The following is a 21,125-nucleotide window of genomic DNA, read 5'->3' as shown; positions in this document are numbered from 1 at the left end:
ATTTAGCACCTCCCCATGCAGCAAAAAATCGATTTGGTCAATCAACTGCACTACCCAATTAGGGTGAAGCAATTTAGGTTGGAAAAACAATGTGGCATAGTTGAACCATAGGTCGCATAACTGCTACATAGGTTTTTTCTGAGGTTTCGTTCATTGCAATCCCCTCAAGATGAAACGAAAAAATCAGAATTGGAACATTAGGAAGGTTAGGCGGAAATGGACAGTAGCCCGCGCCTTTCCACTTTCATGGCTTCGTCGTCGGATCAGATCAACGCGCAGACTCACCGCGCCATTGGCGTAGGTCAACCGTTCGATCCATCCCTCGACTACGTGGGAGTGGCATCGTTGTTTGGGTCATTTGATTCACCTCTTCGTCTCCAGATTCTTGGACTCTTGGCGGAGCGCGATCATTTTGTATTCGAACTTGTGGATGCACTTAAGTGCAGTCAGCCCTTGATCAGTCAACACTTACGGGTGTTGAAGAAATCAGGGTTGATTACTAGCGAGCGCCGTGGTCGTCAGATCATCTATCGCTTGCTTCAGCCAGAAGCCATGCTCATTGTGGAAAAAACGCTTAGGCTCTTTGAAAAAATAGCCATTGATAAGCAGTCGGCGTAGGGAGCCGACACCCAAGACCAGTCTAAGGTCCTTCTTTAAGGGCCCTAGACTGGCCTTTTTCATTAGCGGACGGAATGGGAAAGATCCTCCATATGGACTATATTGTCATTAGGAGGAAAAATTCACAGCTTATTGACAACGCTAGTGCAGTCAACAGGCATGACCAGTCCTTAATATGTGCCTCTGGCTGTCCTCCCACACTGCCACACCACCCGCGGGTGCATGCCCAAAGCATTCCGCTTTTCGCTCTCGGCGTTTGCCGAGAAAGGAAGACAAGACATGAATCGCACTATCGACCGAAATGTGCCAAAGCTAGGGGTACGTAGTACTCGCCAGCGGACCGCCGTTGTGAGCGTCCTCAAAGACCTTGACTACTTTGCTTCGGCCAAGGCCATCCACCAAGAACTGACAAAGCGAGACCTCAAAGTTGGTCTCACCACTGTCTACCGCACGCTCCAATCGCTTTCAGACATTGAAGCTGTCGACGTTCTCCATATGTCCAATGGCGAGACCTTATACCGCCATTGCCTCAGCAACGACCACCACCATCACCTGGTGTGTGCGCATTGCGGCAAAACCGTAGAAATCGACGGCGGCCCCGTGGAGAAATGGGCCAAGGAAGTTGCGGCCACTCACGGATTTGAGCTCACCGGACATGACGCAGAAATCTACGGGCTCTGCCAGAAATGCAAGCTCAGCGCATAATACGACAAGGGGCGGCATAACCTGCCGCCCCCTTTTGTAGCGTTTTAGCCTAAGGCCACCCCGAAAAGCTTTCCTAATGCATAGGTAACAGCTGCTGCGATAAAGCCAACAGCTAGTTGCCTCAAAGCCCGCTTCAACGGCGGCTTTCCAGACAGAATCCCTGTGATACCACCGGTTGCCATCAGGGCAATCCCCACGAGTACCAAGGCGATTATGCCCGCTGCAGCGCTGGATAATCCAAAGAAAAATGGGACAATCGGCACCAAGGCGCCTGCCCCAAAGCACAGGAAACTCGATACCGCTGCAGACCATGCCCCATTGTTGGAGAGGTCTTTCGAGTCATGCAGCTCACCAAAATATTTTTCTGGCACGCTTCCTGCGTTCCCTTGGGATTCGAGCACCCGGAATACTTCGGCAGCCTTATTTTCCGCTTCTTCATGGTTCATGCCACGCGCTCTATAAACGAGAGCTAATTCGTTGGCGTCCACGTCGAGCTGCGGGATAACGGATTTGGTGCTGGGATGCGGCGAGGAGGCGTCGAGAAGCTCGTTTTGGCTCTTTACTGAAATGTATTCGCCGGCGCCCATCGACAAAGCACCAGACAAGAGACCAGATATTCCAGTAAGCAGCACGATATGTGAGCTCACCCCTGAAGCCATCACACCGAGAACGAGCGCCAGGTTAGAGACAAGGCCGTCGTTGGCACCAAAAATTGCGGCGCGGAAATTTCCGCTCATCTGCTCCCGGCCACGTGCTGCCAAACCACGCACAATCTCAGCGTGAATAGCCTCATCGGCTTTCATCTGCGCCGTGGCGTCCTCGTCGTCAGCGTAGGGGCTCCGCTGCTCTGCAGATTGCATCAACGCAAGCGTGAATACCGAACCAAAATGCTCCGCAAGAAAGGCCAAAGTCCGTGTCGAGCGATCTGGACGCTGCGGCATGCCGACGTCATCGCCCAACAAATCACGCCAATGCTGCTCATGGCGTGCCTCTGCTTCAGCGATAGAAAGAAGAATCTCTCGTTCCTCGCCGTCTTTTCGCTTGGCGAGTTCCCGATACACGGCTGCTTCGGCGCGCTCATTGGCCAAATATTGGCGCCATTTTCTCAGCTGCTTAGCCGTAGGCTGCGTGGAGTCGATTGTCACTTGGTTCCTCCAAACCGACGGTCCCTGCGGGCATATTCCTCCACAGCACAATACAGGTCATGCGCCGTGTAGTCCGGGAATAACTTATTTTGATAAATCATCTCGGCATAAGCCGACTGCCAAAGCAGGAAATTCGAGGTGCGTTTTTCTCCGGAGGGTCGCAAGAAAAGATCGACGTCGGGCATATCTGGCTCGTCGAGAAACTGCGAAAACGACGCTTCCGTGATGTCTTGCGGACGCAACTCCCCGTGGGCAGCGAGCCGCGCAATCTCCCTAGCTGCATCCACGATTTCCGCACGACCACCATAATTAACGCACATCACGAGTGTCATATTTGTGTTGTTCTTGGTCAGCTCTTCTGCCGATTCCAGCTCTTTGATCACGCTGCGCCACAGACGCGGACGACGCCCCGCCCATCGGATCCGCACCCCAAGCTCATGCAACCGTTCTTTTTGTCGCTGCAGCACATCCCGGTTAAATCCCATGAGGAAGCGAACTTCATCTGTGGATCGACGCCAATTCTCTGTAGAAAATGCGTACGCCGATAAGTAGGGCACCCCCATGGTAAGGCAGGCCTCAACCATCTCCAGCAAGACGGCCTCACCCCGCTTATGCCCCTCAGTTCGTTTCAAACCCCGCTCAGTGGCCCAGCGCCCATTGCCATCCATGACAAGGGCAATGTGACGAGGAAGAAATTCCGCAGGAATATTTGGCGGCGCAGGTAGCTGATTCACGGCCTATATTCTGCCATCATCACACCTGATCCAAAACATTGAGACTTGCCAGCCCTCTCTCAAGGTGAAAATAGAGATACGAACGCACAAGCCGATGCGCCTGGAGAAATCTGTCCTGATTCCCCACGGAGAGAGCTGCTTCCCGGAATCCCCCAGCCATCAGCCACATCATATGCAGCGTCTCAGGATCAACTTCCACAGCCCCCGGCGGCCTACAGTGCACGCATACCGCTCCCCCGGCGACGGGGTGAAAAGCATGATGGGGACCGGAGGCACCGCACTGGGCGCAGTCGAAAAGGCTCGGTGCCCATCCGGCAAAGTTCATGGCCTGCAGCAAGAAGGCATCTAGGTCATACAGGGGTTGTTCTGTGGTTTGCAGACCCCGCAACGCTTCCACAGCAAGGTCAAAGAGTTGGGGTTCTGCCCCGATGGACATCTTTTCCACGGATTCTAAGACGACGCAGGCGGCGGCGTAGCGGGTGGGGTCGTCGATAAGCTGCGAGCCAAAATATGCCACTGTATCCGCTGAGGTAATCGAGTCGAGGGTTCTTCCGACATAGAGTTGAACGTCAAGCTCGACAAAAGGTTGTAAGCGCGAACCGAAACGGCTTTTCGCCCGTCGCACGCCTTTGGCTACAGTGCGGACAATGCCTCGACCACGGGTGAGGAGGACGACGATGCGGTCGGCCTCCCCAAAATCGTAAGTACGAACCACCAAGGCCCGTTCTCGGTAGCTGTCTCGGCGCACTAGAAGCCTAGTCGTCCCAACTGCTTAGGATCTTGCTGCCAATTCTTCAAGACCTTGATGCGCAGATCAAGGAAGACGTTCTGGCCCAGAATCTTGATGACTTCCGGTCGAGCGTTGTGGATAATGCGTCCAAGCCGTCGTCCATCTTTGCCGATGATGATCGATTTTTGCCCTGGCCTTTCCACATAGATCACTGCGTGGACATCCAAGACATCCTCGCGTTCCTCATTGGGCAGAATTTCATCTATCTGAACGGCAACAGAGTGCGGAAGCTCGTCTTTGAGGCCTGCAAGAGCCGCTTCGCGGATAAGCTCCGCAATGCGGGTCTCCGTGTCGTCATCAGTCACGTGATTATCTGGATAGAACTTTGGACCCTCAGGGAGCAGCCCGGTGATGACGTCGAGAAGCACATCGCGTTGCTCGCCTGTGACGGCCGAGACTGGGACGACCTCGCTCTCCCCTCCCAGCAGCTCGTGAAGCGCCATCAGCTGCACCGCGACCTGATCACGAGACACTTTGTCTGCTTTTGTAACAATGCCCAAAATCGGAGTCTTGGGGGCGACCTTCTTTACGGCATCAAGGATCCAACAATCACCCGGGCCGATCTTCTCATCGGCCGGAATGGTCAGGCCAATGAGGTCCATATCGGCATAGGTGTCCTTGACCACCTCATTAAGGCGCTCACCAAGGAGAGTCCTGGGGCGGTGCAGACCGGGAGTATCCACCACGATGATCTGTGCGTCGGGTCGATGCACAATGCCGCGGATAGGATGGCGGGTGGTCTCTGGCTGGTTAGCCGTAATCGCGATTTTCTCGCCGACCAGAGCGTTGGTCAACGTCGACTTGCCTGTGTTAGGTCGGCCAACAAAGCTGATGAATCCCGAACGGAATCCTTCGGGGGTCTCGGTGAAACTCACCTGTCTCCTTCTACGTGGGGAAATCCAAAGTTAATCTCTTCCCATAGTAAGCCATGGGGCACGCCTTCTTACACTACGTGGCGTAATTCCCCACGGGTTATCCGACTTGCTCCACGGTGAACTGCATCCGAGGGTTCGCATAAGCCTCTTGAGCCTCAATCAATTGCAGCTCGCGCGAGCCTGAGTGATAGGTGGTCTGAATAAGGTCGAAGACAGACGAGGCAGTGCGGGCTAATGCTGATGCGGCATCATGGTCTCGGATGTAGTGCCCCGTGAACAGGGCGGCGGTGACGTCGCCTGAACCGTTGCGTTTAAAGTCCAGGAATGGGGTCTGGACGAGCCATGCGCCTTTATCGTCGACGGCGAGCATTTCGATGGCGTCGGCGGGAGTCTCTGGCCTGCGCACCGAAGTGACCAAGACGGTGTTTGGCCCCATAGCGCGAGCGGCGGCCACGGCCTCCAGCGTGGAATCCAGGTCATGTGCGGGAACCTTGGTCAGGTACTCCAACTCGAATTGGTTGGGGGTAATGATGTCGGCGACGGGCACGACGCGGTCGCGTAGGAGTGGGGGGATGAGCTCTGAAACAAAGCAACCCGATTTAGCGTTTCCCATCACTGGATCACACGCGTAGAGAGCGTTGGGGTTTGCGGCTTTGATCTGCGCAACGGTGTCAATAATCACGTCTGCGATATCTGAGCCGCCTTGGTACCCAGAGAGCACTGCATCGATGTGGGGAAACGCCCCACGGGCGGCAACACCGTCGATCACGCTTTTCGCCCGGGACGCGGGGATCAGTTCGCCTCCCCATTCGCCGTAACCGGTGTGATTGGAAAAGTTCACCGTGTGGACAGGCCAGACTTCGTGGCCGATGCGCTGCAGCGGGAAAACGGCGGCGGAATTTCCCACGTGACCGTACGAGACATGCGACTGGATGGAGAGGATATTCATGTGTTTAATCATGCGCGTTACGCAACAGATTACAAACTTGTTGTACCCCGCGTGGCGCGTTATTCCGCGTCTGGTTCTTCCGGCAAGACTGAGACGACCACGGACCTTACTTGAATCCGTCCGCGGCGATCCCGACCGCCCTCGGCTCGCAGCTGTATTTCGCTAGTACTGACCACAGACCCAGGAAGGGGCACACGACCCATTTCATAAGCTATGAGACCACCTACTGTGTCCACCTGGTCCCGGATGTCTTCGGAGAACTCGATCTCCCGGTCAAGGTCTTCCTCGATGGTTTCTGTCAGGTCTTCGAGGGAAAGACGTGAGACGACGCGATAAGTAGGAAGGGACTCGTTATCAAGGCGCTCAATGGGGGCGATTTCTCGATCGTCGTATTCATCCGCAATTTCACCGACGATTTCTTCCAGAATGTCTTCAATGGATACGAGTCCAGCGATCCCGCCGAATTCGTCGACAAGCATGGCGATGTGGTTACGATCGCGCTGCATCTCGTGTAGCAACGTGTCAAGATTTTTAGAGTCTGGGACAAAGGTCGCGGGACGCATGACCTCGTCGACGGTAACGCTGCGCCCGCCGTCGGTGGAATAGTACGTTCGCTGCACGAGGTCTTTGAGAAAGACCACGCCAATGATGTCATCGACGGTATCGCCGATCACTGGGATTCGGGAGAACCCCGATCTCACGCACAGGCTCGTCGCTTGTCCTGCGGTCTTTCCGGACTCAATCCACACCATGTCCGTGCGCGGAACCATCACTGAGCGGGCTGTGGTAGAAGCAAGGTCGAAAACGGATTGGATCATCCGCCGCTCTTCAACCTCCACAACCCCGTGTTCCTGAGCTATGTCGACCATTTCGCGCAACTCCACCTCGGTGGAATACGGCCCGTCTTGAAACCCCGGGCCGGGCGCAATGATATTGCCGATCTTGATGAGCAACCGTGGGATCGGGCCCAGGACTGCGGATAGCGTTCTGAGCAACCATGCGGAGGATAAAGAGACGGTATAGGGGTTCTTTCGGCCTACGGTCCGGGAGAACACCCCGATGACAGTAAACGTGATGAGCGATACCCCAACAATCGCTGCGGTCAGTGCCCAAGCACTGGATTCAATAAGGTCAATCGCTAGCAGTGCTGCAAAGGCAGCCGCGGTGACATCGAGAAGCGTGCGCAATAAAACCAAGAGGTTGATGTGTTCGGCACGGTTTTCCAGCACGTGCAGTAATGTGCGCGAAGCACGTGACTCCGTGTCTTTGTTGATCTGCTCGACCCGTGCCACGGAAATCGAGCTGACGGCGGCTTCCACTGCCCCCAAAAAACCAGAGAGAAGAAGCGCGCCTAGCGTCGCGATCCCGCATATGAGAGGGGTCATCGTGGCTCCCCGATATCGGGGATTCCGCCACCGGGCACGTGTTTATCGAGCTCCGCCCGTTCTGCGGCCGTGGGAAACGCCCCAGCGTTGGAAGGCTTTGGCTGAAACTCCACACCGCGCTTTTCGCAGAACGCATACCAGTCGGATAGCAACTCATTTTGCAGCGAAAACATCGTCTGCTCATCCGCCGGTTCAATGTGGTCATAGCCCAGAAGATGCAAGCATCCGTGGGTGGTGAGCAGTGCAAGCTCATGCCCGAGGTCATGCCCGGCTTTCTCTGCTTGCTTCATCGCAAAATCCGGGCAGAGAATAATGTCTCCGAGCAGGGCAGGTCCTGGGGCGCCGGCGTCGGGGCGTCCCATCCCGGGGGTGAGCTCGTCCATGGGAAAACTCATCACGTCCGTGGGGCCTTCAATGTCCATCCACCGCACGTGAAGATCGCTCATGGTGGGAATATCGACGACTGAGATGGTGGCCTCCGCATCCGGGTGCACATCCATCTCGCCCAGAACAAACGTGGCTACGTCGATAAGAGCTTCCTCGTTCACCCCGTCAAAACCTGATTCATTAACGACTTCGATGCTCAACTTAGCTCTCGCTTTCTGCTTGTCGACGCGCCCGCGCCGCGCGCTCCAGGTTTTCTTCATAGACGTCGTAGGCTTCCACGATGCGCCCCACGAGCTGATGCCTGACCACATCCGCTGACGTAAGCTCGCAGAAATCCACGTCTTCCACGCCGCGAAGGATATCGCGCACCAGTCTAAGACCAGATTTTTGGCCTCCCAGCAGGTCCACCTGAGTAATGTCTCCAGTGACCACCATCTTTGACCCAAAACCCAGACGAGTCAGGAACATCTTCATCTGAGCCGCAGTCGTATTCTGCGCCTCGTCGAGAATCACAAAGGCATCGTTGAGGGTGCGACCTCGCATGTACGCAAGCGGGGCGACTTCGACGATACCGGCCTCCATGAGCTTGGGAATGATCTCTGGATCAACCATGTCCCTTAGCGCGTCATGGAGCGGGCGCAGATAAGGGTCGATCTTCTCGTTGAGGGTTCCGGGAAGGAATCCAAGTTTCTCCCCCGCTTCCACTGCCGGACGCGTGAGGATGATGCGGCTGACCTGTTTGGTTTGCAGCGCTTGGACCGCTTTGGCCATGGCGAGGTAGGTCTTTCCAGAACCCGCAGGACCCAGGCCAAACACAATAGTGTTCTCATCTATAGCGTCGACGTAGTGCTTCTGGCCTAGTGTCTTTGCCCGAATCACTTTTCCGCGGCGCGCGATGATGTCGCTTGCAAGTACCTGTGACACGGACTGCGGCGCCTCGACCGTCACAATTCCTATGGCATGTTTCACGGAGGCCGGGCTAATCACGTGCCCCCTCCTAGCGATAGATTGCAGCTCCTTGAGCACTTTGACTGCACGAGCGACCTCATAATCAGGACCTGTGAGCGTGACTTGAGTACCACGAACAAAGATAGAGCATTCGAGTTGATTCTCTAGTATTTTCAGGTTCTCGTCGGTGACCCCGAGCACCGTCTGGGAGTGCTGCTCATCTAGTTCAACAGTTTTGGTGATGATGCCAGCACCTCTGCGGACACGCACGGTTTGTTGCTCACTAGCCACTATGCTGATTCAACCTATCTCTAGTTGTTGTCTGTCTGTACTGGATTCTACCAGCGTGAAGTCAGTGCGCCGATTGCCGCGAGCGCGACGATTCCAGCCGAGGCGGTTCGCAGAACTTCAGGTCCTAGCTTGGCCAATCGCGCCCCCGCGGCCTGCAACTCGGCCGCTTCCTCTTGTCCGATGCCGCCCTCAGGGCCAATAATCAAGGCAATCGAGGTTGCCTCGCGCAGGGGAAGAGTCGCAAAAGCCTGCTGTGCATCCTCATGCAGCATTAACACCAGGTCAAAGCCCTCTGTTGCCAGCCGCCGCGCCAACTCCGGTGTAGTCACAGGAGAGTCAATCGTCGGTATAGCAGAACGCCGCGACCGCCGCCGCCCGCCACTTGTGCACACTCTTTTCGCGTTTAGCTCCCGTCCATTTGGCGACGCACCGCTGGGCTTCCCACGGGACTATCGCATCCACCCCACCTTGGGTGAGCAGGTCAACAGCCAGTTCCGAGCGCTCCGATTTAGGAATCGCCTGGAAAACAGTGACGGACGGGGTCGCAGACTCTTGCATTCCGCTAGATTCAACGCGCGCTGCGAGCCTGTCTTTCCCAGAAGTTTCCGTTACGAGCGCTTCAACGTGAGCCCCGTGGGCGTCGATAAGCTTGATGCGTTGCGTTCCCCGACCACGATGCGTTTCACGCTCACAGCATGGCGCCCCTCAGCCCCATCCAGACGAGCGGTCTCCCCCACCTCGGGAAGGTGAGGGCGCTGGCCGTGGAGAACAGCGTCAAGGTCGTACACAAAGGTAGGCAACGACATCAGATGGAGTCCTCACATTATCTACGGAACTTGTTACGTATGCGCCCAAACAGCGATTCCTCGCCGTCCTCGGCCTGCGAAACCTTTGCGGCCTCATCGCGGTGTTCACGCAACTGGGTGAGCAGGCTTCTCGACGTCTCATCCAACGCCGTCGGAACCATCACGTCAACGTGAGCGATCATATTGCCATTGCCGGTATTGCGTAGCTGTGGCATGCCTTTGCCTTCCACCACAATACGCTCGGCGGGCTGAGTACCTGCAGGGATCGTGAACGCAACGGTTTCCCCGTCCAGGGAGTCCACGTTGACCTCAACACCCAATGCGGCATCGACCATGGGCACATGAACCTTCAAGTGCAGGTCGTTTCCTTCTCGCTGGAATACCGCATGCGGTCGGATGTGGATCTCCACGTAGAGATCGCCGGCGGGTCCGCCACCGTGGCCTACCTCGCCTTGGCCCGCCATGCGGATACGCATGCCTTCTGAGATGCCAGCCGGAACATTGACGACCAGATCACGCTGTGCTTTCACGCGACCATCGCCTGCACATTTATCACAGGGATCAGGGATAACTTCGCCGGTTCCTTGGCACACCGGGCAGGGGGTGGACGTCATCACGTTGCCCAAGAAGGAACGCTGGACCTGCTGAATTTCACCCGTTCCGCCGCAATGCCCACACACGTTGGGTTTTGCCTTGGTCTTTGAACCCGTTCCCTCGCACAGATCGCAGAGAACAGCAGTATCGATAGTGATGGGCTTTTTTACCCCAGAAAATGCCTCTTCCAGCGTCAGCGAGGTGCGTAGGAGAGCGTCGTTTCCGGGCTGAACGCGCGACCGAGGGCCACGCGAGGCACCGCCACCGCCAAAGAATGCCTCAAAGATGTCGCCCAGGCCACCACCGCCAAAGCCGCCGGCGCCATAGCCTCCGCCGCCGCCTTGTTCCATGGGGTCTCCGCCCATATCCACGATGCGGCGCTTATCGGGGTCTAGCAGCACCTCTTGGGCGATTGAGAGCTCGCTGAATTTCTCCGCGGCCTCGTCCGACCCGTTAACGTCCGGGTGGTACTTACGGGCAAGCTTGCGGTATGCCTTCTTAATCTCGTTATCAGTGGCGTCACGTTCGACGCCAAGGATTGCGTAATAGTCACGAGCCACAGTAAAAGAATTCTTCCTTCAGCTATCTTTTGAGAAATATCCAACCCAGCCAAGCTCAATCTTTTCTTGGCATTCATATCTGGCTATCTACAGCAATAGCACAAACACCATGATATGAACTGATAGGACCGAAACAACAATGATAACGATGCTCATGCTAAGGAGGGAAAACTAGGGCCCCTAATTCGCTAGCGGCGAACGGTACTGAAAAGGGAAACCGCCCCACGGGGCCTTACTCCCCGCTCAAGACCCTCGACACATATTGAGCCACCGCGTAGACCTTGGACATCGTTCCGGAATAATCCATGAACGTGGGGCCCACTACCCCCAAGCCGCCTAGGGTCTCTCCCTGTGCACCGTAGCCGGTCGTCACGACCGATGTGCCTCGTAATTGTTCGTCTTCGTTCTCCCGGCCGATCAAAACGCTCACGTGGCCTAGGTCTTGGACATTGGTGAGCAGCTTCAGCACCACTACTTGTTCTTCCAACGCTTCCAGCATGGACGGCAACGCCACGGGCAGGTCGCGGGCGATCCGGGTGAGGTTGGATGCGCCAGCAAGGATGAGACGATCATTCGGTTGTTCCACCAGGGTCTCAATGAGCACGGTCGCGCATCTGAGCACCATCGGTTGGATTTCCGGTGACACTAAAATGTCCGTGTTCGTGGGGTCTACAAGTTCTGCTAAAGAAACAGAGGCATCGCTGAGGGTTTTACCGTCTAAGGCCCGGTTGAGGACGTCGCGAAGCTTTAGCACGTGCTCCTGCTCGCATACCTGGTCTAGTTCCACATTGCGCTGCTCTACTCGCCCGTTATCAGTGATGAGCACAAGCAAAAGTCGCACCGGGCTCAACAACACAACTTCACAGTGTTTAACCCGCGAAACTTTAAGATTAGGCAGCTGAATCACCGACGCTTGGCGAGTCAACTGGCTCAGCAATTGCACAGAGCGGCGCAAAACATCCTCAAGATCCACTCCGCCTTCAAGGAATTGCAAAATCGCACGACGCTCCGCCGCCGACATGGGCTTGATGTCGCTCAAAGAATCCACGAACGCACGGTATGCCTTTTCCGTGGGGATCCGCCCGGAGCTTGCATGCTGTTGCATGATAAACCCCTCGGACTCCAGAACCGCCATATCGTTGCGGATGGTCGCCGAGCTGACGTTTAAGTTATGCCGCTCTAGAAGAGCCTTTGACCCCACAGGTTCCTGGGACTGGATGTAGCCTGCCACTATCGCGCGAAGTACTTCACGTCTGCGTTTTTCAGTAGATCCCGCCATGGTGGTGTCCCTCCTCGTGGATGCCTCGACTCGCCATTACCGCACACCAGCTTAACCGTTGCCCCGGCGGTATCAGTCAGCAACCAAGATGTCGGCGATAATCCCGTCCGCCAATAGCCTGCTTTTCGACGTCACCCGCACCCGCCCCGCTTCCACAAGCAGCAGCCCTTGCTGAACCCGCGCCTCGATCACGGCCAACTCGCCAGCAGAAAATTCCGAAACGCTCACGCCTTCTTTGAGACGCAAGCCCAGCATTACTTTCTCCTCATGCCGCTCCACATCACTCAAGGTCTCTTCTTCCTTGATCGGCAATTCCCCGCCCACGAGGGCGGTGGAGTAGCTAGCCGGATGCTTAATGCTGTAGAAACGACGCTGCGCGATATGCGAATGCGCACCGGGGCCAGCACCCCACCAATCGCCGTCACGCCAGTACCCCATATTATGTTGGCACTCGCCACCCTCACGAGCCCAGTTAGAGACCTCGTACCAAGAGAAACCTTCTTGACACAGGGCCTGATCAATCATCCAATAACGATCCGCATATGTGTCTTCATCGGGAGGCGGTAATTCCCCACGGCGCACTTTACGAGCCATCGCCGTGCCATCCTCCACAATCAGCGAATACGCACTCACATGATCCACGCCCGTGTCTACGACTCGGGCGAGCGTCTCACGAACATCCTCATCTGTTTCTGTGGGAGTCCCGTAAATCATGTCGAGGTTGACATGCTGAAATCCAGCGGCGAGCGCCTCTTTAGCCGCCGCAAATGCACGCCCAGGAGTGTGCTTGCGTTCCAGCACTTTTAGCACGCTCGAAGAAGCCGATTGCATGCCCAAAGAGATCCTCGTAAAGCCCGAGTTCAGCAAGGCATCAAAAAACTCAGGACTCGTTGATTCGGGATTTGATTCCGTAGTCACTTCCGCACCAGGCGCTATACCCGTGGTGTTACGGACGGCGCGCAACACACGATCCAGGCCAGCGGCCCCGAGCATCGATGGGGTGCCGCCTCCCACAAAAACCGTACTGGCTTCCCTGGTGTCACCCGAGCGCACCCGAATCTGCGCAGCTAAGTCCAGCTCTATTTCTAGAGCATCCATATAGCTTTCTGGAGAAGCAGAACTTCCCAGCTCACCGGGGGTGTACGTATTAAAGTCGCAGTACCCGCAGCGGGAAGAACAAAACGGCACATGGACGTACACCCCAAAAGGCGTGTTTTTCTGGCTCATGTTTTAGCCAACATACTCGCCGGAGCCCGCACGCTTAGCGATGACCCTAGCCACGACGGCGTCGATACGCGCGCGCTCATTGAGGAATGCCGGCGGATGTGAACCGCGCATCGTCCGCGTATACCCCGGGTGTTCCGTCGCCACGGCTTCAGTCCATGCCTGCGCTGCCGCAAAAACAATCTCGGCCGTACGCGAATACAACATCGGCAAATTAAGCGCATCCAAATCGCGCGCCGCTTTTTCCGTCTCCGACAGTTCCCACGACACGATGTGAGCAAGGTACTCGCCCACCAAGTCGGTTCGAGCCTGCAACGCTTGCGAAAGCTCACGAACAATGACGGGAGAATTCTGAATCGGGAACCTCTCCCGCAACGACTCCGAGTTGAGCAACACCGGACGCTCGACCGCATCTTCCATAGCAGCAGACGCCGCCACAGTCCCCGAAGCCAGCCCCGACGTCAGCGCCTGACGCAGCCCCACGAGTTCCCGAACCACAGAACGGGAATCCTGGCGCGCGTCTTCAAAGATCTCTTCCAGCTCGGCAACGCAATCGTCAACCAGCTCTGCATCCCAATCCGCGATGGCCTCAGCGAGATTCTCGATGTAGGTTGCAACCTCATCGCCAATGTTAAAAATCTCTTGGGTCAGCTCACGATGACGCAGTGTGGCATCAAAAACTTGCATTCAGCTGACCCCCTTCCAGGCATATGTTTAGGCATCCTTCACCATCGCTGCTACTGGGTATCTGAGGGAGCCAGTCGCAGCGATGCGTTACGAGTAATGACTTTAAAACAGGAACCGACGAAAGCGGTGGCGCCCCGCCGAGCAAAACCAAAATCCCGTGGGGAAAAGAAGCTTCTTTCTCCCTTCGGTGGGGAGGCATTGTCGTTTTTGAGAACGCTAGCCGGCATGCGCGTTGCAAAACCCCAGGATGAAATTTCTAGCGTTCTCAAAAACGACAAAATTAGAGGCAAAAATAAAAAAATCGCCCCTTTTTCCCTGAAGTCACAAGGAAAAAGGAGCGAAAAACGCGTCTAGCGCTTGGTGTACAGCGCCTCGATTTCGTCGGAGTACCGGCGAGCCACCACGTTACGCTTCACCTTCATGCTAGGTGTGAGCTCGTTGTCTTCCTCGGTGAGATCGCGGTCCAGGATGTAGAACTTCTTAATGGATTCCGCGTGAGAAACCGTAGCGTTGGCGTCATTGATCGCGTCTTGGATTTCGGCTCTGAGGACCGGGTCCTGTGCCAGTTCTCGGATCGAACGGCCTTCTGGAACGTTGCGATTAAGTTTCCAGCGTTTCAGGGCGTCGTCGTCAAGCGTCACGAGCAAACCAATAAATGGCTTTCCGTCACCCACCACCATCGCCTGGCTGATGAGCGGATGCGAACGCAGTTTGTCTTCCAGCGGCCCCGGCGAGACGTTCTTGCCGCCTGCGGTGACAATCAGGTCTTTCTTACGTCCGGTGATGATGAGGTGGCCGGAATCGAGGATTTCGCCGAGGTCACCGGTGTTAAACCAGCCGTTCTCCATCGAGGATTCGGTGGCTTCATCGTTCTTCCAGTAGCCGTCGAAAAGGGTCGATCCTTTCACCAGGATTTCGCCGTCGTCGTTAATGCGTATCGACACGCCGCCAACGGGCGGGCCAACCGTACCGATCTTCTGATTAGTAAAGTCCACAGTGGCGGCAGCAGTGGTTTCGGTCAAGCCATAGCCTTCATAAATTGGCACGCCGATGCCGCGGAAGAAGTGCATCAAATCTGGGCTCATCGCAGAACCACCGGAGATGCAGTACTTCACCGCATTGCCCATAGCTGCGCGGATCTTTGAGTACACCAACTTGTCAAAGGTCTTGTGCTTAAGGGTAAGGGCTCGGTTTGGCCCCTCTGCGGTATCGAGTGCCCGTGAATACTCTTGAGCAGTCAGTTCTGCTTGACGGAAGATTGCAGCCTTGAGCGCGCCGTCGGCCTGAGCGTTGGCCACAGCACCATTGCGGACTTTTTCAAAGACGCGCGGCACGCCCAAGATCAGGTTTGGCCGAGCGCGCTGGAATTCCACTGCGATCGTGGAGAAATCAGACCAGTGCGACTGGGTGGCTCCGCCAATAGCCATAGCCAAAGACACTGCGCGAGCCAAGACGTGGGCAAGTGGCAGGAAGGTCAAAACGCGCGAACCGGGGACTGCGATAGCTCCGATGTCGTGGGTCAGAAGCGCGCGCACCTCCGAGAGCCAGTTTGAGTGAGTGAGTTGGCACCCTTTGGGGCGGCCTGTTGTTCCAGACGTATAAACCAGCGATGCAAGATCGGAGCCCTTGGTGTTGGCGATGCGCTCATTTACCTCGGAGTCCGCAACGGAGCGTCCCTCAAACTTGAGCGTTGTCACTGCCGACGAATTAATCTCCAGAATTCTGCGCAGCTGCGACGGCGAACCACTCAATGTTGGTTTTCCATCCGCACCCAGAACCAGGTTCTTCATCAATTCCGTATGCTCGCGAGTCTCGGTGATGGCAAAAACTGCCCCCGAGTCCTCGATAATCCACTCGATTTGGCTAATCGACGATGATCCGTAGATCGGAACTGACACAGCACCGGCAGCCCAAATGGCAAAGTCCAGCAGAGACCACTCGTAGCGGGTCTCCGAGAGCAAAGCCACCCGATCCCCTTGCTGAACGCCTGCGTTGATGAGGCCTTTGGCAACTTCATAGACCTCTTCTATGAACTCTTTAGACGTGACGTTGACCCACTCGTAGTTTTTCGGCCGGGTGTACATCACTCCAAAAGGACGCGCTTTAGCCGTATCCAGCAACGCAGTTAGGCAGGTTTCGTTTTCGCCTACCTCGTATATGGCCTCGGTGGTTGACTCTTGAACCACTTTCTCAACACCTCATTTGTTTTGATTGTGCATTGCCAGCGTGCACCATGCGCCGTAGTTCCCCACGGGGCCGGTGCATCGCAAAACCTGATGTTTTACTCACACCGTTGATAGACTTCGAATGTACAGCCTTTATGCTCCCAGAGTCATCACTGGGGTAGACGTGTTCCAAATTAAACTCCGGACTACGGGACAGATGGGTAGCCGCAATGGCAGAATAAAGTTTCGTGGGTTATACAGATTCGCTGCGCGAACTCGCAGCAGCACATGCAGTTTCTTGGTCATTTACCGGATTCGGCGGCGAAGTAACCGAAGTCAGCGAGGATACGCTGGTAAAAACACTTCGTGCGTTGGGCGTTCGCTTTGGTAATGAACCCGAGGACAGTCCAAACGATCACATGCCGCTCGACGCACCTCTGCCGAGTGAGGAACAGATCCGTGCCGCTCTTCACAGGCGTCACGACGAAGAAGGCACGCGCCCGCTGCCCCGCTGCGTCGTCGCAACGCAGGGAAACCCTTACGTCTTCAACGTGCATGTTCACGACGGCTCCCCCGCGGACATCACCATCACGCTGGAAGACGGCTCAGTCGCAGCAGACGTCACCCAAATTGAAAACTGGACGCCACCGCGCACTGTCGACGGCATCACCTGGGGTGAGGCCTCCTTCCAGATCCCCAATGACCTTCCGCTCGGTTGGCACACCATCACGCTGACCTCCGACACGCTCACTGCCAGCTGTTTCCTTATCATCACTCCACAGCAGCTCTCCACCGCACGCACGTTTGTGGATAACCCAGCCACCGGAGTGATGGCTCAGCTCTATTCTGTGCGCAGCAACGACTCGTGGGGAATGGGAGACTTCCATGACCTCGGCGAGCTGGCTAAGGTCGTGGCCGACAAGGCTGGCGCGGACTACATCCTGGTCAACCCGATGCATGCAGCCGAGCCATTCCCCCCGGTCGAGGACTCTCCTTATCTCCCCACCACGCGACGCTTTATTAATCCCATCTACATTCGTGTCGAGGAGATACCCGAGCACCTCAGCCTCAGCGACGAACTGCAAGAGGAAATCGCGGAGATCTCTTCCGAGTTCAAAACTCTCAATCACTCCAGCGATAAAATTGAACGCAACCCGATTTACGACGCAAAGCTCCAGGTCCTTCATGCGATTTTTGAGGCCGAGCGCGATCCCGCTCGTGAACAGGACTTCCGTGACTTCGTAGCTGCTGAAGGCGACGGCCTCTACGACTTCGCGCTGTGGTGCGCGCACCAAGAAATCGCCCACCTTATGGAGTCCAGCTCTCACGCTGCAATCCCGACCCCCGAGGACGCCGCAGAATTCTACATGTGGCTTCAGTGGATCTGTGACCAGCAACTGGGCGCAGCGCAATCTGCGGCTATCGACGCCGGCATGAGCATCGGAATTATCGCCGACCTCGCCGTGGGGATCCACCCCGGCGGTGCCGACGCCCAAAGCCTCGCAGATTCCCTAGCGCCACGCGCATCCGTTGGCGCTCCGCCCGATAATTACAACCAACAAGGGCAAGACTGGTCCCAGCCACCATGGCACCCCGACCGCCTCGCCGAGGCCGGCTACGTGCCGTGGCGCGATCTGCTGCGCACTGTCTTGCGGCACGCCGGTGGCATTCGAGTAGACCACATCCTGGGGCTTTTCCGACTCTTCTGGATTCCCCGCATGCATTCCCCCACCACCGGGGCCTACGTCAACTACGACCACAATGCCTTGGTTGGTGTCCTCGCGCTTGAGGCCGAACGCGCCGGCGCAGTAGTCATCGGCGAGGACCTTGGCACATACGAACCATGGGTGCAGGAATTCCTCGCGCAGCGCGGCATCATGGGCACGTCGGTGCTCTGGTTTGAGAGTTCCCCCACGGGAGGGCCACGACACCAAAACGAGTACCGCGAACTCGCACTCACCTCCGTGACCACACACGATCTTCCCCCCACGGCGGGGCTCCTTGCCGGCGAACATATCGAGTTGCGTAAAGATCTCGGTATTCTCACCGTCGATCCAGAGCAAGAACACGAGCAAGATATTCGTTGGCAAAGCGAGATTCTCGACGAAATCAAAAATTCCGGTGCATTCTCCGGCGACACCGTGCCAGAAACCTTCCAGGGTCTTACGCGGGAAGAGCGAGGAACCGCAGATACCCTCCTACCGGCTATTCACAAGTTCCTAGCCAGCACTCCCTCCGCACTCACTTGCACCGCCCTCGTGGATCTTGTTGGCGACCGCCGAGCTCAAAACCAGCCCGGCACAACCTCCGATATGTATCCCAACTGGTGCATCCCCCTGTGCGACGGCAATACCCAAGCCCTCACCATCGAAGACATCGCCGACCTCCCCTTGTTCCAAGCGGTAGCGGAAGCGTCAAAGAGAAATAAGCGCTAACGGTGTACGAACAAAGGCTCATTTCCCCGTGGGGAAATGGGCCTTTGTGTGCAACCTATATCAGGCTGACTAACCAGGCGATCACGACTAACGCAATAAGCAAGTATAAAGCCTGAGTTACCCGAGACTGTGGATACTTCCGCTTCCTACGCGGAAGCTGCTGATCCTGCTTACGCAGCTCCTCTGGATTAGCCATTATTCACACTTTCCACATACGTGGGGCGTGCAAGCCCCTCAGTTACTTAATTGACCTCATTCGAGCTTCTACTCTAGCCCGCACAACCGTGAGGATGCGAAGAATGCGGGCGCCCAGGACGTCGATAAGCCGAAGCCACGCTAAAGCCAGCACGCCGCACACCGGCACCACAACGATCAAAACGAGTGGTGCTTGCAGCCACAAGGGCGCTGACGTTAAAAACTGGCTCACCGAGTCGAGAAAGCCCGTCACCTGTTCCATCACCCCTGTTGCACCGCACCGGTTAAACCACGACGACGCAACAACGGCCCGACATCTTTAGCGCGACCCCGCAGTGACTCGAATACCGCAGTGAAGTCATCCGCACCGCCGCGCGACAACACAAGATCGCGGAACTTTTGCCCCGCGTCCCTGGCAGCGCTTTCCGACGCCGCCACGCCTGCGGCCCCCTGCTCGGTGAACCAGTCAAAGCCGTCGGCATCCAGCGCCTCGGCCCACAGGTAGGAGTAATACCCCGCCGAATATCCACCGGCAAAAATATGGTTAAAGTAGGTGGACTTGTATCGGGGCTCAACGTGTTCCACGTCTAATCCCGCGTCTTCCAAAGCCTTGCGCTCAAATTCCGCAATGTCTGCCGGGGACAGCTGCGCCGCTTCTTCCTTGGTCAACGAGTGCCATGCGAGATCGATAACGGCAGCCGACAGATATTCCGTCGTGGCGAATCCCTGCCCAAACTGACGAGCCTTCCCAATCGCAGCGACCAGCTCGTCCGGGATGACCTCACCTGTATCCACGTGGCGCGCAAAATTCTTCAAGATGGCGGGGTCAAACGCCCAGTTTTCATTAATCTGGGAAGGGAACTCCACATAATCCCGCGGAACATTAGTCCACGAGAACGTGGGGTACCGCACCTGAGACAGCAGCCCGTGCAACGCGTGGCCGAATTCGTGGAACACCGTCCGGAGAGAATCGATGCTGAGCAGAGCATCAGAGCCATCTGCGGGCTTGGTAATGCCCATCACATTCACCACGACGGGCTTGGTTCCCAGCAAATCCGACTGATCCATAAAACTGCTCATCCACGCGCCACCGCGTTTCGACGAACGCCCAAAATAATCCGTCAAAAACAGGCCAATGCCCTCACCGCTTGCGTCTTTGACCTCCCACACCTCGACGCCCTCCGCGTAGCCCTCCAAATCTGAGCGCGGAACCACTGTAATTCCATACAAGCGATTAGCGGCGTAGAAGACTCCGTCGCGCAGCACCTGTTGCAACGGAAAATACTGTGAGAGTTTTTCCTCATCGAGGGCGAAATCACGAGCGCGCACCTTCGACTCCCAATAAGGCCAATCCGCCCCATCCATCGTCGATTCCTGCACCCACTCCTCAGATTCCCCACGGGAGGCTTCGTCGAGAAGCTTGTACTCACCACGCGCATTCGCCGCCGCTGCCGGAGCCAAATCAAACAGCAGGTCTCGCGCAGCCGCAGCCGACCCCGCTGTCTCCTCCGCAATCACATAGTCGGCATGAGTCTCATAGCCCAATAGCGCAGCCCGCTCTGCCCGCAGCTGCACGGTCTCCACGACAATGCCCACATTCGACTCAGCGCCCCTGCGCTGCGACGCCTCATACAACCGCGCCCGCGCCTCATGCCGAGCAAGACTGCCCTGCTCAGCTTGCACAGTGGGAAGTTCAAGCGGGATGACAAACCCGTCCACACCTGCCGACTGTGCGTCCGCTGCCGCCGAGGCGAGGCGTCCGGGGCTCAGCCCCTCCAATTCCTCCCCGTGGGGAAACTGGACGGCAAGTGCTTTAGTATCGGCGAGTAGATTGCGGCCGAAGGCGTCGGCAAGCACGGACAAGCGCGCATTGATCTCTCGTAACCTCGCCATATCGGACTCATCTAAATCTGCGCCGTGCCGACGAAACGTCCTCAGCACATGCGCGTGCAACCGCTTCGACTCGGCGTCCTCCGGAGCCGCGACCGCTTCTAGACGCGCAAACAACGCAGGATTCAGATAGATCGCATCCGAATGCTCAGCCAGCAAAGGAGCAACCCGAGCTGCGATCTTGTCCATGGCTTCAGAAGAGTCCGTCGCATGAAGATTAAAAAATACCGACGCCACGCGCTCTAAGTCTCGCCCGCTGCGCTCCAGCGCTTCCACCGTGTTTTCCCACGACGGAGATTCTGGGTTGTCTGCTATCTGTGCGATTTCTTGGTCATGCGTGGCCAGCGCTGCCTCAAATGCTGGGAGGAAATGCTCCACTGAAATATATCGGAATGGCGGAAGCTGGTACGGCAGCGAGGACTCTTTTAGCAAAGGATTCGATACAGGTAACGTCATAGATCAC

20 protein-coding genes and 1 pseudogene are annotated in these 21,125 nt (G+C 56.5%); 4 read left to right on the top strand and 17 right to left on the bottom strand.

All coding sequences use genetic code 11. The annotated features are described in order from the left end of the window. Nucleotides 1-216: 216 nt before the first annotated feature. Complete coding sequence (locus ET810_RS01175; protein WP_087454345.1) at nucleotides 217-618, top strand: ArsR/SmtB family transcription factor; 402 nt, start codon at nucleotides 217-219, stop codon at nucleotides 616-618. Between the two features lie 279 nt (nucleotides 619-897). Continuing rightward, nucleotides 898-1,323: a Fur family transcriptional regulator gene (locus ET810_RS01170; protein ID WP_087454346.1), complete on the top strand. Its 426-nt coding sequence runs from the start codon at nucleotides 898-900 to the stop codon at nucleotides 1,321-1,323. A gap of 44 nt (nucleotides 1,324-1,367) precedes the next feature. Here the strand turns inward: ET810_RS01170 and ET810_RS01165 are convergent, their stop codons facing one another. The 13 genes and pseudogenes from ET810_RS01165 to ET810_RS01105 form a co-directional block, all read right to left on the bottom strand. Continuing rightward, nucleotides 1,368-2,468, bottom strand: coding sequence for a VIT1/CCC1 transporter family protein (locus tag ET810_RS01165; RefSeq protein WP_087454347.1), 1,101 nt, complete (start codon nucleotides 2,466-2,468; stop codon nucleotides 1,368-1,370). Then, complete coding sequence (locus ET810_RS01160; protein ID WP_225870412.1) at nucleotides 2,465-3,136, bottom strand: isoprenyl transferase; 672 nt, start codon at nucleotides 3,134-3,136, stop codon at nucleotides 2,465-2,467. Before ET810_RS01160 ends, ET810_RS01165 begins: the two co-directional genes overlap by 4 nt. Before the next feature lie 85 nt (nucleotides 3,137-3,221). After that, the gene (recO, locus tag ET810_RS01155) at nucleotides 3,222-3,950 is read right to left on the bottom strand and encodes a DNA repair protein RecO (RefSeq protein ID WP_087454349.1); all 729 of its coding nucleotides are present in this window, start codon (nucleotides 3,948-3,950) and stop codon (nucleotides 3,222-3,224) included. Next, nucleotides 3,950-4,867 carry a GTPase Era gene (era, locus tag ET810_RS01150; RefSeq protein ID WP_087454350.1) on the bottom strand — a complete coding sequence of 306 codons (918 nt, stop codon included), beginning with the start codon at nucleotides 4,865-4,867 and terminating at the stop codon, nucleotides 3,950-3,952. Before era ends, recO begins: the two co-directional genes overlap by 1 nt. A 97-nt stretch (nucleotides 4,868-4,964) precedes the next feature. Further along, nucleotides 4,965-5,816, bottom strand: a complete 852-nt coding sequence (pdxY, locus tag ET810_RS01145) for a pyridoxal kinase PdxY (RefSeq protein WP_087454921.1) — start codon at nucleotides 5,814-5,816, stop codon at nucleotides 4,965-4,967. Between the two features lie 59 nt (nucleotides 5,817-5,875). Beyond that, nucleotides 5,876-7,201: a hemolysin family protein gene (locus tag ET810_RS01140; protein WP_134315976.1), complete on the bottom strand. Its 1,326-nt coding sequence runs from the start codon at nucleotides 7,199-7,201 to the stop codon at nucleotides 5,876-5,878. Continuing rightward, a complete protein-coding gene (ybeY, locus tag ET810_RS01135) occupies nucleotides 7,198-7,788 on the bottom strand; it encodes an rRNA maturation RNase YbeY (protein ID WP_087454352.1) in 591 nt (196 codons plus the stop codon). The genes ET810_RS01140 and ybeY overlap by 4 nt, the downstream gene beginning before the upstream one ends. 1 nt (nucleotide 7,789) lies before the next feature. Continuing rightward, nucleotides 7,790-8,827: a PhoH family protein gene (locus ET810_RS01130; RefSeq protein ID WP_087454353.1), complete on the bottom strand. Its 1,038-nt coding sequence runs from the start codon at nucleotides 8,825-8,827 to the stop codon at nucleotides 7,790-7,792. 47 nt (nucleotides 8,828-8,874) lie between these two features. Continuing rightward, nucleotides 8,875-9,633, bottom strand: a pseudogene (locus ET810_RS01125) (16S rRNA (uracil(1498)-N(3))-methyltransferase). A 17-nt stretch (nucleotides 9,634-9,650) separates the two neighbouring features. Then, entirely contained in the window at nucleotides 9,651-10,787 is a 1,137-nt protein-coding gene (gene dnaJ, locus ET810_RS01120; protein ID WP_134315977.1) for a molecular chaperone DnaJ, read from the bottom strand. A 232-nt stretch (nucleotides 10,788-11,019) separates the two neighbouring features. After that, nucleotides 11,020-12,066, bottom strand: a complete 1,047-nt coding sequence (gene hrcA, locus ET810_RS01115; protein WP_087454355.1) for a heat-inducible transcriptional repressor HrcA — start codon at nucleotides 12,064-12,066, stop codon at nucleotides 11,020-11,022. Nucleotides 12,067-12,138: 72 nt separating this feature from the next. Next, the gene (gene hemW / locus ET810_RS01110) at nucleotides 12,139-13,293 is read right to left on the bottom strand and encodes a radical SAM family heme chaperone HemW (RefSeq protein ID WP_087454356.1); all 1,155 of its coding nucleotides are present in this window, start codon (nucleotides 13,291-13,293) and stop codon (nucleotides 12,139-12,141) included. A gap of 3 nt (nucleotides 13,294-13,296) precedes the next feature. Next, entirely contained in the window at nucleotides 13,297-13,977 is a 681-nt protein-coding gene (locus ET810_RS01105; RefSeq protein ID WP_087454357.1) for a hypothetical protein, read from the bottom strand. A gap of 96 nt (nucleotides 13,978-14,073) precedes the next feature. On the opposite strand from ET810_RS01105, the gene ET810_RS01100 reads away from it, so the two are divergent. Continuing rightward, complete coding sequence (locus ET810_RS01100; RefSeq protein WP_134315978.1) at nucleotides 14,074-14,331, top strand: hypothetical protein; 258 nt, start codon at nucleotides 14,074-14,076, stop codon at nucleotides 14,329-14,331. On the opposite strand, the gene ET810_RS01095 is transcribed toward ET810_RS01100, so the two are convergent. After that, the gene (locus ET810_RS01095) at nucleotides 14,328-16,163 is read right to left on the bottom strand and encodes an AMP-dependent synthetase/ligase (RefSeq protein WP_134315979.1); all 1,836 of its coding nucleotides are present in this window, start codon (nucleotides 16,161-16,163) and stop codon (nucleotides 14,328-14,330) included. The two genes, ET810_RS01100 and ET810_RS01095, sit on opposite strands and share 4 nt — an antisense overlap. A gap of 227 nt (nucleotides 16,164-16,390) precedes the next feature. On the opposite strand from ET810_RS01095, the gene malQ reads away from it, so the two are divergent. After that, nucleotides 16,391-18,577 (top strand): 4-alpha-glucanotransferase, encoded by a 2,187-nt coding sequence (gene malQ, locus ET810_RS01090; RefSeq protein WP_087454360.1) that lies wholly within the window; start codon nucleotides 16,391-16,393, stop codon nucleotides 18,575-18,577. Between the two features lie 55 nt (nucleotides 18,578-18,632). On the opposite strand, the gene ET810_RS01085 is transcribed toward malQ, so the two are convergent. The 3 genes from ET810_RS01085 to ET810_RS01075 are packed head-to-tail and all read right to left on the bottom strand — an operon-like array spanning nucleotide 18,633 to nucleotide 21,118. Further along, a complete protein-coding gene (locus tag ET810_RS01085) occupies nucleotides 18,633-18,773 on the bottom strand; it encodes a hypothetical protein (protein WP_087454361.1) in 141 nt (46 codons plus the stop codon). Nucleotides 18,774-18,815: 42 nt separating this feature from the next. Continuing rightward, nucleotides 18,816-19,034, bottom strand: coding sequence for a hypothetical protein (locus ET810_RS01080; RefSeq protein ID WP_087454362.1), 219 nt, complete (start codon nucleotides 19,032-19,034; stop codon nucleotides 18,816-18,818). Next, nucleotides 19,034-21,118, bottom strand: coding sequence for a M3 family metallopeptidase (locus tag ET810_RS01075; protein WP_087454363.1), 2,085 nt, complete (start codon nucleotides 21,116-21,118; stop codon nucleotides 19,034-19,036). Before ET810_RS01075 ends, ET810_RS01080 begins: the two co-directional genes overlap by 1 nt. Nucleotides 21,119-21,125 lie beyond the last annotated feature (7 nt).

The sequence above is a fragment of the Corynebacterium silvaticum genome, assembly GCF_004382825.2.
In the GTDB taxonomy this organism is placed as follows: Bacteria; Actinomycetota; Actinomycetes; order Mycobacteriales; family Mycobacteriaceae; genus Corynebacterium; species Corynebacterium silvaticum.
The sequence above is the reverse complement of the archived record's forward strand: the minus strand, read 5'-3'. Positions and strand labels throughout refer to the sequence as shown.

What these genes read in the sequence shown, in the direction of transcription:
- ET810_RS01100 (WP_134315978.1), top strand. Translation starts at nt 14,074, where the DNA reads ATGACTTTAAAACAGGAACCGACGAAAGCGGTGGCGCCCCGCCGAGCA.
- ET810_RS01075 (WP_087454363.1), bottom strand. Translation starts at nt 21,118, where the DNA reads ATGACGTTACCTGTATCGAATCCTTTGCTAAAAGAGTCCTCGCTGCCG.
- hemW (WP_087454356.1), bottom strand. Translation starts at nt 13,293, where the DNA reads ATGAGCCAGAAAAACACGCCTTTTGGGGTGTACGTCCATGTGCCGTTT.
- ET810_RS01140 (WP_134315976.1), bottom strand. Translation starts at nt 7,201, where the DNA reads ATGACCCCTCTCATATGCGGGATCGCGACGCTAGGCGCGCTTCTTCTC.
- ET810_RS01105 (WP_087454357.1), bottom strand. Translation starts at nt 13,977, where the DNA reads ATGCAAGTTTTTGATGCCACACTGCGTCATCGTGAGCTGACCCAAGAG.
- hrcA (WP_087454355.1), bottom strand. Translation starts at nt 12,066, where the DNA reads ATGGCGGGATCTACTGAAAAACGCAGACGTGAAGTACTTCGCGCGATA.
- pdxY (WP_087454921.1), bottom strand. Translation starts at nt 5,816, where the DNA reads ATGAATATCCTCTCCATCCAGTCGCATGTCTCGTACGGTCACGTGGGA.
- ET810_RS01160 (WP_225870412.1), bottom strand. Translation starts at nt 3,136, where the DNA reads ATGGATGGCAATGGGCGCTGGGCCACTGAGCGGGGTTTGAAACGAACT.
- ET810_RS01170 (WP_087454346.1), top strand. Translation starts at nt 898, where the DNA reads ATGAATCGCACTATCGACCGAAATGTGCCAAAGCTAGGGGTACGTAGT.
- ET810_RS01085 (WP_087454361.1), bottom strand. Translation starts at nt 18,773, where the DNA reads ATGGCTAATCCAGAGGAGCTGCGTAAGCAGGATCAGCAGCTTCCGCGT.
- ET810_RS01175 (WP_087454345.1), top strand. Translation starts at nt 217, where the DNA reads ATGGACAGTAGCCCGCGCCTTTCCACTTTCATGGCTTCGTCGTCGGAT.
- ET810_RS01080 (WP_087454362.1), bottom strand. Translation starts at nt 19,034, where the DNA reads ATGGAACAGGTGACGGGCTTTCTCGACTCGGTGAGCCAGTTTTTAACG.